Origin of the sequence: Marinitoga hydrogenitolerans DSM 16785 (genome assembly GCF_900129175.1) — a bacterium.
GTDB lineage: Bacteria > Thermotogota > Thermotogae > Petrotogales > Petrotogaceae > Marinitoga > Marinitoga hydrogenitolerans.
Genome location: NZ_FQUI01000016.1, coordinates 1 through 11,935 on the forward strand (window position 1 = coordinate 1; position 11,935 = coordinate 11,935).

Annotated in this window: 11 protein-coding genes; 1 reads left to right on the top strand and 10 read right to left on the bottom strand. The window is 26.3% G+C overall.

The window, feature by feature from the left end; translation table 11 throughout:
* Nucleotides 1–336 precede the first annotated feature (336 nt).
* The 10 genes from BUA62_RS05760 to BUA62_RS05805 form a co-directional block, all read right to left on the bottom strand.
* Entirely contained in the window at nt 337–1,434 is a 1,098-nt protein-coding gene (locus BUA62_RS05760; RefSeq protein WP_084670721.1) for an anhydro-N-acetylmuramic acid kinase, read from the bottom strand.
* Nucleotides 1,434–2,465, bottom strand: a complete 1,032-nt coding sequence (locus BUA62_RS05765; RefSeq protein WP_072864406.1) for a serine hydrolase domain-containing protein — start codon at nt 2,463–2,465, stop codon at nt 1,434–1,436. Before BUA62_RS05765 ends, BUA62_RS05760 begins: the two co-directional genes overlap by 1 nt.
* Nucleotides 2,466–2,490: 25 nt before the next feature.
* On the bottom strand, nt 2,491–3,303 hold the full coding sequence (locus tag BUA62_RS05770) for a L,D-transpeptidase (protein WP_072864408.1): 813 nt from the start codon (nt 3,301–3,303) through the stop codon (nt 2,491–2,493).
* A gap of 4 nt (nt 3,304–3,307) precedes the next feature.
* Nucleotides 3,308–4,474 (bottom strand): diaminopimelate decarboxylase, encoded by a 1,167-nt coding sequence (gene lysA, locus BUA62_RS05775; RefSeq protein WP_072864410.1) that lies wholly within the window; start codon nt 4,472–4,474, stop codon nt 3,308–3,310.
* Nucleotides 4,475–4,498: 24 nt separating this feature from the next.
* Nucleotides 4,499–5,635 (bottom strand): D-alanyl-D-alanine carboxypeptidase/D-alanyl-D-alanine-endopeptidase, encoded by a 1,137-nt coding sequence (locus tag BUA62_RS05780; RefSeq protein ID WP_072864412.1) that lies wholly within the window; start codon nt 5,633–5,635, stop codon nt 4,499–4,501.
* Nucleotides 5,632–6,471, bottom strand: coding sequence for a carbohydrate ABC transporter permease (locus tag BUA62_RS05785; RefSeq protein WP_072864414.1), 840 nt, complete (start codon nt 6,469–6,471; stop codon nt 5,632–5,634). The genes BUA62_RS05780 and BUA62_RS05785 overlap by 4 nt, the downstream gene beginning before the upstream one ends.
* Before the next feature lie 4 nt (nt 6,472–6,475).
* A complete protein-coding gene (locus BUA62_RS05790) occupies nt 6,476–7,363 on the bottom strand; it encodes a carbohydrate ABC transporter permease (protein ID WP_072864416.1) in 888 nt (295 codons plus the stop codon).
* Between the two features lie 127 nt (nt 7,364–7,490).
* Nucleotides 7,491–8,708, bottom strand: coding sequence for a sugar ABC transporter substrate-binding protein (locus BUA62_RS05795; RefSeq protein ID WP_072864417.1), 1,218 nt, complete (start codon nt 8,706–8,708; stop codon nt 7,491–7,493).
* Between the two features lie 13 nt (nt 8,709–8,721).
* A complete protein-coding gene (nagZ, locus tag BUA62_RS05800) occupies nt 8,722–10,296 on the bottom strand; it encodes a beta-N-acetylhexosaminidase (RefSeq protein ID WP_159429500.1) in 1,575 nt (524 codons plus the stop codon).
* Between the two features lie 2 nt (nt 10,297–10,298).
* A complete protein-coding gene (locus BUA62_RS05805) occupies nt 10,299–11,042 on the bottom strand; it encodes a GntR family transcriptional regulator (protein WP_072864421.1) in 744 nt (247 codons plus the stop codon).
* A 202-nt stretch (nt 11,043–11,244) separates the two neighbouring features.
* Between BUA62_RS05805 and BUA62_RS05810 the strand changes: the two genes are divergently transcribed.
* Nucleotides 11,245–11,883 carry a class II glutamine amidotransferase gene (locus BUA62_RS05810; protein WP_234970289.1) on the top strand — a complete coding sequence of 213 codons (639 nt, stop codon included), beginning with the start codon at nt 11,245–11,247 and terminating at the stop codon, nt 11,881–11,883.
* Nucleotides 11,884–11,935: the final 52 nt, after the last annotated feature.

An 11,935-nucleotide genomic window follows, 5' to 3' on the forward strand; every position in this document is an offset into this window, starting at 1 on the left:
ATGATATGGGTAGAGATGATTTACTTACTTCTATTAAATCAACTCGTTCTAATTTTGTTCGGAGATAATATACATACTTACTATTAACTATTTTTATTATTTATTATTTTTTTGAAATTTCAATCTTTCAAATTAGCGAATCTTTTTGATTCGTTCTTTTGGTTTATGCTTTTCATACTACTTTTCAGTTTGATTTCGTCCCTTTTTTCTACTTCTTTGTTTCCCCTATCTCTAATTTTGCTAATTTTTCCCTGTTTACCTTTGTGTAATCTTTTTTGCTTTGCCGTTACTTTCTTTTTCCTCTATTTTTGAAGATCCTACATATTGATATAATATTCAAGGTAAAGATAATTTTCCCAAAATACATTCTCTTTTTGCACCCGTAACATTAACTATATTTGAATTAATTCCATTTAAAAATTCATTAGCCAAAATAGTCATTGCAATCGCTTCTTTTGATTCAATGAATTGATGAATTTCAACATTATAACCAAAAGATTTTATATCTTTTATTAAAACAGGATTATATGCTCCGCCACCAGAGATTATTAGAGTATTAATTTCAGGAACATGCAATTCCAAATTTTTATGTATAGTGTAAGCAGTAAAATATGTAAGCGTTCTTATTAAATCATATGGGTTATAAGATAGTAAATCAGATAAGTAATTTTCATTATAAATTTCTCTACCTGTAGTTTTTGGTGTTTTTTTATTTAAATATTTAGTTTCTCTGGAAACTAATTTATTAAATATTTCTTCATTTATTTTGCCTTTTTTAGACAAATTGCCATCTTTATCATAAGATTGATTAAAAAAAAGATTTGCAATAGAGTCTATTAAACAGTTTCCAGGTCCTGTATCAAAAGCTATAATTTCCTCTTTTTTTTCAGATAAATACGTTATATTTGAAATTCCACCAATATTTAAAGTTGCGGTTTTTTTTCTATCTCTAAAAAATATCCAATCGAAGTAAGAAGTAATAGGAGCACCTTCACCGCCTAATGCAACATCTTTTGTTCTAAATGAAAATATAACAGGAACGTTTAATTCAACAGCAAGAATATCAGATTCACCTATTTGAAGAGTATATCCCTCTTTTGGGTTATGATATACAGTTTGGCCATGATAACCTATTAAATCAAATTCCCAGTTTAAAGACTTTATCATTTCTGCATGTTTTTTGGCAATGTAAAAATTTAAATATGCAATATCTTTTACTGTTGAGATATCAGGGTTATATGATCTAATTATTTTTTCTTTTAAGGATGTTGAATATGTTATTGATTTAAATTTCAAAAGTTCGAATTTTGTATTTTCCTCCCTACCAGATACCTTTACAAGAGCTACATCTAAACCATCAGCAGAAGTTCCAGACATTAAACCTAAAATTATTCTTTCTTTTTTATTTAAAATATTAAAGAAGTTATTCCACATTATAATAGTCCTCCAAAAATCACATTATGTAATAATATTCTTATTCTATTTATTTTTTTAAGATTTTTTCCAAATCTTTCGTAATATGTTCTATTAGTAAGAAAAATAACAAATAAATCTCTATATCCCCATATGCTAGTTCCCGTAAATCCAGTATGTCCGTATGCGTCATCATACATATTTAAAATATCACCAGCGCTACTTCCAGGATTAGGTGCCATCCAGCCAATATGCTTCTTTATATTATCTATATTAATAGTTGTAGTTGTAAATAAGTTGAAAAAGTTTTTTGGAATTATTTTTCCTTTTATTAAATGTGAAAGAAGAGTATATATTTCATTCGCATTCCCAAATAATCCAGCATTTCCACTAATTCCTCCAAGGTAATAGGCTAATTCATCATCAGGTTTTCCTATTAATCTATTTCCATTACGAATCGATGTTGGAGCTATTTTTAAAGATATTTTTTCATAAGGTTTGAAAAAAAGATTTTTTATTTCATAATCCCTGTATATTGATTCAATGTAATCATTAAACTTTTTTTCTGTTATTTTTTCTATTATGTGCATAAGAAGTATAAAATTTATACAAGAATAAACTATTTTTTGATCAGGCATATTTTCGGGATCTGTTTCTAAAATTTTATTATAAAGCGTTTTGCCATTATAATCCTTCCATAATTCGCTATATGCAGGTAGTCCAGATGTATGAGTTAATAAGTTAAATATTGTAATATCCTTTTTATCATCTTTGAACCCAAAATTTTCTAACGTATCATTTAAATGAAAATATCCTTCTGATAATAGTTTCATTATTGCAATTGTTGTTGCTAAAACTTTGGTTAAGCTGGCTAAATCATAAATGGTATCTAATGTTGTTTTTTTCTTTTCGTCAATGGTCCCATATGATTTTGAATATAAGATGTTTTCAGGATTTCCAACTAATATAGTTCCGCCAGGATAAACTTTTTCTTTTATTCCGGAATTAATAATTCTATCAACGTTATTCCATATTTCTTTTTTATAATTCATAAATACACCTTCTATAATTTTTAATTTAATCTTTTTCTGAAGTTGTTCTTTTAACCATTACAATTCCTGTATAAAATTCTATATAATAAGTAGGCATAAGATAGGGATGTTTTATTTTCTCTATCATTATTTTTTGAATATTTTTTTGATCATTATTATGAATTACAATACAACCATGCGTTTTTCTCAATTCTTTCTTTTCAGTTCCACCATGTATTAATATCCCATCTCTGTTTATTTTGTATATATTAGTTGCATATCCATATAACGGATACCATAATCTAAAAACACCATTATATCCAAATTTTTCAGGATCGTTTTTTAAAATACCAGATTCATAAGATGACAAATAAATACCTATTGGTGTATCGCCGTTAACCATTTTTTGGCTTATTGAAGTTTCTATGTCATGCTGACCATGTCCTCTTGCGCCACATGAATATAGTAATTTGCTTTCCATGTTATATAATTTTAAAGTTCCCAATTTTGCTCTATTATCTGGTAATATAACTTCAATTAAAAATATAAAATTTTCATTTGTGAGATCTAAAATCTTTTTAATTGTTTTAATACCTATATTGCCTTCATCGATATTCCAATCTTTTTTGAATTCGTTTATACTTTTAAAAAAATTTTCATCAGCAACTTGATCAATCTTGAATTTCGAACCCTTTCCAGAGAAATACAGCAATTTTGAAAATAAAAATTTTAATCTCCATATATCATTTCCAAAATCATTTAATTTTATATCTCTAAAAAATGGTTCATATATTTCAAAAGCTCCAATTTTCCTTTTTAAACCAAAAGAATTAATTTTTTCATAATTATAATTATCCATATTTTCACCCATCAATAATTATATTTTTGTATAAATCATCATAACTTTCTCTTTTTCTTATTAATTTTGTCTCATGATTTTTAGTAACAAGTATTTCAGCGGGTTTTAAAGCAGAATTATAATTATTTGACATTGAATAACCATAAGCACCAGAGTTTTTTAAATATATTAAAGAATTTAATTCTGGAATTGGTAATATTTTATCCCATACCAGTTTATCTCCAGATTCGCATAAAGGTCCTACAATATCTGCCAACTTTTTATTTTCTGTTGGGTTTAAAAAAACAGGTTCATGATAGGAATTGTATAAAGCAGGTCTTATTAAATCGTTCATTCCACCATTAGTTACTATAAATGTTTTATTTTCAGTTTCTTTGATTTGAACGACTTTTAATAATAAAATACCCGCGGGAGCTATTATAAATCTTCCTAATTCTAAGATTACTTCATCATATCTCTTTAATAAAGGAATTACCTTTTTTTTATATTTATCTAAATCTAATTCTTTACCAACATAGTTTATTCCCCAACCGCCACCGATATTTATTTTTCTAAAATTATATTTTTCAGAAAATTGTTTGGCTATTTCAAATGTTTTAACAAAAGGTTCTATTTCTGTAATTTGAGATCCGATATGAAAGTGTAATCCTTTTATTCTTTTGTCAGGAAAGTTCTTTAATACTTTTTCAACCATATGAATAGGAATTCCAAATTTATTTTTTTTCAATCCAGTAGAAATATGTGGATGCGTTTTAGCATTTATATCAGGATTAACTCTTAAAAAAAATTCAATTTCTTCATTATTATTTTCTTGCCAGAATCGCATTTCTTCAAAAGAGTCTATATTAACGTATTTTATTTTCTTATTTAAAAATTGTATTTCTTCTTTACTTTTTCCATTTCCATTCCAAACGATTTTTTCTTTTGGAATTCCAGCTAATTCAGCAGCTTTATATTCACCTATTGTAACAATATCTGCTCCAAAATCATATTTATTAAGAAGTTTTAAAATATTTGGATTATTGTTAGCTTTAACAGCAAATGTTGGAGTTAAATTTATATCTTTAAATATATTCCACATTTTATTTATCCTTTTTTCTATTTCTTCTTCAAAGTATACGTATGCAGGAGTTCCGAATTTTTCATTTATGTTTTCTAAAAGTTCTTTCACAGAAACCTCTCCTTCAATATAAAATTATTCTGAATAATTATATAAAAATTCTAAAATTCTATTTTCAAATGACTTTGCATCTACTTTTGCTTTTAAGTAATTATTTTCAAATAAAGAAAACACTATAATTTTCCCATTTTTATTTTTCAAAAAACCAGCTATACCTGAAATACCTGTCATTGTTCCTGTTTTTGCCCAAACGTCGAAATTAAATCTTCCATTTATTGTTCCATCGGCTTTTGAATATGAAAGAATGTTTAAAAATTTATCACCGTATTTTTTATACATAAACTCTAACATTTGAACAACTAAATCTGGTGAAACAAGGTTATATCTTGATAATCCCGGTCCATCTACTATTGTAAAATCATTTATACCATAATTAAAAAGTTTTTTTGTAAGGTTTATTAAAGCTGCTATAGAATTATTTATTGTTCCTTTTTTTAGAAACTTTGTTCCAACTGTTCTAAAAATATGTTCTGCAATTTCATTATCGCTATTTTTGACCATATACTGTAAAATTTCATATAAAGTTTTTGATTTATGTATATAAAACGGAACTTTTTTAGAAGATATATATTTCATTTTTAGCTCACCATTAACTTTAACATTAAGATCCTCAAATGATTTTTTTATAATATTAAACATGTACTCATTAATATCTTCTGGAGATAAATTGCCAGGGCGAATATTTTTTATGGTAAATGCGTTTATGAATGGATTAGCATCATCCCACATCCAGCCTTTTCCAAAGAATTCTTTTTTGTCAAATAGTCTATCATCTATTATAATGTTGTTTATTTCTGTTATATTATTTTCTTCCACAAGTGTTTTTATTATATTATGTAAATCTGCTGGATAAAGAGTTGGATCACCACTACCTTTGACTTCAAAATCTCCATTTTCATAATAAAATTTTGTTTTATATGTATAATCCAGGCCTAAAATTTCATATGCTGAGAATAATGTAAATAATTTAGTGACAGAAGCTGGTGTAAAATTTTTAGTGACATTTGTAGAAATTAAAATTTTATTGGTGTTAAACTCTTTCGCATAAATCCCAACAAAACCGTGAAAATTATCGATTATAGAGTTTATATCGTTATTTGCATAAATGAATACGTTTATAATTAATAATATACTAATAATTATTTTTTTCATTCTTTAATAGCACCTCCAACAAGCCCTGAAATAATCTGTTTCTGGAAAGCTAAAAATACAATGATAACAGGTATTGTGGCTATACTTGATCCAGCCATTAGATGGACATAATCTACACCATGAAGTGTATTAAAATATGCAATACCTATTGGTAATGTTCTCATATTATCAGTATTAGTAAATATTAAAGGATATAGGAATGAGTTCCACGTGGTTAAAAAGGTGTTTATTCCCAGAACAGCTATAGCTGGTCTGGAAATAGGCATTAATATTTTAAATAATATATTGAGATCACTTGCACCATCAATTCTTGCAGCTTCATCTAAAGACATTGGTAAGCCATCAAAATATTGTTTCATTAAAAATATTCCAAAACCTTGAACTGCAAAAGGTAAAATAAGTGCCCAATACGTGTTATACATCCCTAATTTTTTTATTAGTATAAATAAAGGAATCATTAGAACCTGAGGTGGAATCATCATAGTTCCTAAAATAATTATTAATACTAGATTTGCTCCTTTAAATTTCTTTCTCGATAACGCAAAGGCTACAATAGAATCTAAAATTATATTTAAAATTGTTACAGAAAAAGTTACAATAACGCTGTTTAAGAAATATCTATTAAAATTAGAGCTTTTCCATACATCAATATAATTTTGGAAAGTTATTTTTTTTGGTATTAAACTATCCCATGTTGGAAGTATATTACCTTCTGATTTTACTGATGTAGAAAGCATTATATATAACGGAAAAAGTGTGGTAAAAACTAGAAATATCAGCAGTATATATGCCAGGGTTCTTTTAATCTTATATTTATAATCTTTTTTTATAATCATAAAATCACCTCTTATCTCTAACAACGAGCTTTTGAATAATTGTGAAGAACAAAATAATTAAAAATAACACATAAGCCATTGCAGATGCATAACCCATTTTCATTTTATGAAATCCAGTTTCATAAAGATAGTAAACAACTGTTGTAGTTGATCTCAGAGGTCCTCCCTGTGTCATAACATATACTTCAATGAATATTTGGAATGAACGAATTGTATTTATAACCAATACAAATAGAAGCATTGGAGAAATTAAAGGGAAAGTGATTTTTCTGAATAATATAAAACCTTTTGCTCCATCAATTGCAGCAGCTTCATATATTTGTTCATCTATTGATTGTAAACCAGCTAAAAATAATATTGTATAATAACCAAAACTTGCCCAAACATCCATTAGCATTATTGCGTATAACGCATATTTAGGATCGGCGAGTATTCCTCTTCCGAATTTTATATCCGCTCCAAGGAATTTTATAAGTGCTGTTAAATAACCGTTTGGAGAGTATAAAAAAGAAAAAATAGTAGCTATTACTACCATTGAAGTTACAACAGGCATAAAATAACTTGATTGAAAAAACTGTTTTTTTCTTATATTTAGATTACTTACTAATAGGTTAGCTATAAATAATGCTATTATAGTAGTTAAAGGAACTGTTATTATAACAAATAAAACTGTATTTTTTAAAGCTGTTGCAAATATAGAATCATTTAGTATTTTTTCATAGTTTCTCAATCCGACAAATATAGGAGGTTTATTTCGTATAGGATTATATCTTGTAAAAGATAAATAAAATGAATAAATTATAGGATATAGTTTAAATATCAAGAATGAGATTAACCACGGTGAAATCAATAAAAGGATTTTTAATTTTTCTTTCAAACTTCTTTTTTTCATTCTGCCACCTCTATTGCTCTATAAATTTATAAGATTTACAGAAAATTTTATTATGTATTAAAAATTTTTTGTAAATCTTATAATGAATCAGGTAAAGGTGGGGAGAACCCCACCAGAGTTAATAAAATTATTCACCATATTCTTCTTCAAATTCTTCTAAAATAATGTTTATTTCTTCTGCAGCGTCTTTCATAGCTATTTCAGCATTCATGGTTCCGTTATAAACCTCTGTAATATATTGAGTTAAAACTTCTTGAATATCTATCCATTTTGGATGTGCTGGTGGTGTTTTGGTAAATTGTAATTGTTTAATTATGACATCAAATCCTGTTTGTTTTTTATAAAAATCATCATCTTTAACACTTTTATCAGCTGGGACAAGAGTAGGAATTCTTGAAGATATAGCCATAGATGCTTTTTTAGAGACTATATATCTTGCTAATTTTTCTGCAGCCTCTGGATACTTAGTATTTGCTGGTATAACAATAACTTCTGCTCCACCAAATTGAATAGGTTTTGACCATAATTTATCAGGTCTTACAAATAAGGAATAACCAAAGTTTAACTCAGGAGCGTCTTTAGCAAATGTTTTTATCTTACCAATATCATCTAGAATAATACCAACTTTTCCTTGCATAAATGCTTGTCTTACGTTTAAATTAGAATCAATCATTGAGAAGTGAGTAAGACTTTGAACGTATTTTAAAGCATTTATAAATTCAGCAGAATCTACAGCAGCTTTTTTCCAATCATCACTTAATACGTTTCCGCCATTCGACCATGCAAAAGGTAAGAAAGTTTGCCATGTTGTATATCCTCCAACTTTAATGCCAAAACCGAAAATGTCATCATCAAGGGATGATATTTTTTCTGCAGCGTCATATAATTCTTTCCAGGTTCGTGGAGGTAATTCTGGATCTAATCCGGCTTTTTTGAATAAATCTTTGTTATAGAATAAAATTCTTGTTGATAATACCCATGGGTATCCATAATATTTCCCTTTATAAATAACAGGATCCCACATATTGTATTGATCTACTATATCTGAAACATCAACTTCTTTTAATGCTCCATCAGCTGCAAATTGTGATACCCATGTTGAACCTAATTCAAGAACATCTGGTGTATCTCCGGCCGCAAATGCTGTAACAATTTTATTAAACCCGTCGGACCATGTTAAACGTTCAATTTGAACTTCAATATCAGGATTTTCTTTCATAAAATCTTCAATCATAGGACCAATCCAGTTATCAGACCAAAAATTCCAGAACTTTAAAGTAACTTTAGCTTGAACAAATGAACTTACTAACAATACCAATACAAGTAAAATAGTTAACTTCTTCATAAAATATACCCCCTCATTTTAAAATGCTATTTCCAAATAATATTTTTTTATTATTATATAAATATTCAAAAAGCGATTTCGCAAAATATTCATTCCAATCATATGTCATAATATATGAACTCACATTGTTTTTATTTTTTAAAAATAGGTAATCGTATGGTGATTGTATAGCAACTATTAAATTATTTTTATTCTGTTCAATTACCAAATCTGCTAATTGAGAAACATACTTATTTATTACAACATCAATTGTAAAAAATATTATGCCATCATATTCTTTAGTTTTTTTTATGTAATTTTTATATCTATATGGTGATGAAGATATATTATATTTTTTAATTTTATATTCGATATTATTTTTATCAAAATATTTTGATATATATTCATTTAAATAGGCTCTTTCCTGAACCCTAGTATAATTTAATGAAGTTGGGAAGAATATTAAATATTTTTTATTTTTTTCTATTCTAAAATTTCCTTTATAAACAGCTATACCTTTACTAATTTTGTTTTCTAATTCTTCTTCAGATAAATTTGGGTCTTTAAATTCCATATTAGCATATTTTAACTTTAAGGATATAATTTTTTCTAATGAATTATCTATTATTTCTTCACTAATATTTCCTTTCTTTACTTCATTCATTATATAATCAATTGCTTTTTTCTGAATATCAATATCTTTCCAGATAATAAACATATTAACTCCAGCTAATAAACTCTCTTTTACAACTTCACAAACATCTTTCTCTTTTGCAACTGCACCCATTAAAAGATCATCACTAATAATTACACCCTTAAAATTTAAATCATTTCTTAAATAGGATATAATTTTTTTTGACAATGTTGCAGGTTTATTGTCCCAAAAAGGTAGAAGTATATGAGCTGTCATTATTGCTGGAATACCATGTTTTATAGCTTCCTTAAATGGATATATATCTTCTTTTTCATATTGTTCTTTTGATTTATTTATAATAGGAAGATTTTTATGTGAATCAACTTCTGTATCACCGTGACCAGGGAAATGTTTACCTACAGGTATTACTCCACCGTTTAATAGGCCTCTAAAATAATCAATTCCATTTTGAGCAACTATCTTTTCATCATTCCAAAAAGATCTTACACCTATAATTGGATTATATGGATTTGAATTCACATCTAAGACTGGAGAAAAATTCATATTAATTCCTAATTCTTTTAATGATTTTCCAGAAAAATATCCAACTTTATAAGTTAAATCAGGATTATTTAATGCACCTAAAACCATCATATTAGGAGGTACGAAAATATCTCTAATTCTCGCTACCATACCTCCTTCTTGATCAATGGCAATAAAAGGTGGTATTTCTTTAGTATGTGCTTTTATATCTTTTATCAATTTCTTTACCTGTTTTTTATTTTTCACGTTTCTTGAAAAAAGAATAAAGTTATTTGCACCATAATCTATTAATTCTTGAATTTTATTATTATATTCTGTTCCATCAAATCCAAAAAGGAATAATTCTCCTATTTTTTCTTTTAAAGACATATTATTAATAAATTGTGTAATGGTTATAACCCCCATTAAAATTAATTTGAAACTGTTATTCATACTCATTTCGCCTCTAATGTAATCCTTAATTTAAAATTATCTTTTTTATATTTTGATTCAACATACTCAAAAGGAATATTATCCTGACTGCTGGTTAAACGTATGATAGATAAAACACAATCATTTTCTTTTATATTAAGAATTTTTGAGATTTTTTTATTTGCATGAATAATTTCAATTTCTTCTTTTGCATGTGTTGGGAAAATTTGAAATTTATCTTTTAACAATTTATATAAGGAAAGATTTGACATATCTTTTTCTTTTATTTCTATGAGTTCAGGATAAGCAGATATATTAAGATAAGCATTTTCTATAGCTCGAGGAATATTACCTTCAAATCTAATTCTTGAAAGAAGTAAGACTTTTTGATTTTTCTTTAATTTAAATATTTTCACTACTTTGGCATCAGGTAATATAAAACCATTGAAAAGGACTTTCGCCTTTGTTTTTTTACCTATGCTTTCCATTTCATCATTAAAACCCTTTAAAGATGTCAAATCAGTAATAAGTTTTTTTTCTGAAACAAATGTTCCTTTTCCTTGAATTCTATAAATAATTCCTTCATTTATTAATTCTTTCATTGCATTCCTTACAGTTAATCTACTCACACTATATTTTTTTGAAAGTTCATCTTCAGTTGGTAATAGTGTATGTGCTGGCAATTTGTTCAATTCAATATAATTTTTTAGTTGTTCTTTGATCTGATAATACAATGGTATTGGACTGTTTCTATCTATACTATCCATAATTATCTCTCCTAATTTGTTATGTTATATATTTGTATATACAAATTTTCTATTTTTATTTTACACTTTTTAAAATAAAAAGTCAACTGTAAAATTATATTAATTTTTGTAACTTGAAAGAAATCCGACACATATAAAATTAAAATGTGATTGTTTAAGAAAGTTTGAATAATATAAATTTGGAGGGATTAAATTGTGTAGGATGGTAGGTTTTTCGTTTAATGAAATAAGAGAAAGTAGTTTTTTATTTGAACATTTAAAACAAATGTCGAAAAGTGGAATAGAATCACCACATTCACATGGTTGGGGTATGGCGATAAAGTATAATGATAAAGAAATTATATTTCATAAATCAATAAATCCAATTTATAATGAAAAAAGAATAAACATAGAAGGATATATAGGTATAATGCATTCAAGAAAAGCCTCACCAAAATTAGAAAAAACATTTCTTCAATTACACCCATATTTTATAAAAGATACTTTCTTTTGTCATAATGGAACAATATATATGGATCAAATTAATAATGTTTTTGGTACAGATAGTTTTGAATATTTTAAATACATCAACGATTTTTCTAATGAAGATGAATTAAAAAGAAAAATAAAATTATTTTCTGAAAAAAATAAATATACTGGAATTAATTTTTTAATGATTAAAAATGATAAACTTTATGCTTTTTGCAAGTATAAAAAAGAAAAAGAATATTATACAATGTGGTATTCAGAAAAAAATGGGGTTATAATATCATCAGAAAAATTAGATGATTCTTTTCAACCGTTTGAAAATGGAATGTTTTTAATAGCATTTAATGGAGAAATAATAAAAAAGTGTAATTAGTCAGCATATTCGTAAATCTATCTAAATTTTTTATAAATATAAGATTGTATAG

Excerpts from the sequence above, each read along its gene's own strand:
- BUA62_RS05795 (WP_072864417.1), bottom strand. The coding sequence starts at position 8,708 with ATGAAGAAGTTAACTATTTTACTTGTATTGGTATTGTTAGTAAGTTCA.
- BUA62_RS05785 (WP_072864414.1), bottom strand. The coding sequence starts at position 6,471 with ATGATTATAAAAAAAGATTATAAATATAAGATTAAAAGAACCCTGGCA.
- nagZ (WP_159429500.1), bottom strand. The coding sequence starts at position 10,296 with ATGAATAACAGTTTCAAATTAATTTTAATGGGGGTTATAACCATTACA.
- BUA62_RS05770 (WP_072864408.1), bottom strand. The coding sequence starts at position 3,303 with ATGGATAATTATAATTATGAAAAAATTAATTCTTTTGGTTTAAAAAGG.
- BUA62_RS05790 (WP_072864416.1), bottom strand. The coding sequence starts at position 7,363 with ATGAAAAAAAGAAGTTTGAAAGAAAAATTAAAAATCCTTTTATTGATT.
- BUA62_RS05810 (WP_234970289.1), top strand. The coding sequence starts at position 11,245 with ATGGTAGGTTTTTCGTTTAATGAAATAAGAGAAAGTAGTTTTTTATTT.
- BUA62_RS05780 (WP_072864412.1), bottom strand. The coding sequence starts at position 5,635 with ATGAAAAAAATAATTATTAGTATATTATTAATTATAAACGTATTCATT.
- BUA62_RS05805 (WP_072864421.1), bottom strand. The coding sequence starts at position 11,042 with ATGGATAGTATAGATAGAAACAGTCCAATACCATTGTATTATCAGATC.
- BUA62_RS05765 (WP_072864406.1), bottom strand. The coding sequence starts at position 2,465 with ATGAATTATAAAAAAGAAATATGGAATAACGTTGATAGAATTATTAAT.
- BUA62_RS05760 (WP_084670721.1), bottom strand. The coding sequence starts at position 1,434 with ATGTGGAATAACTTCTTTAATATTTTAAATAAAAAAGAAAGAATAATT.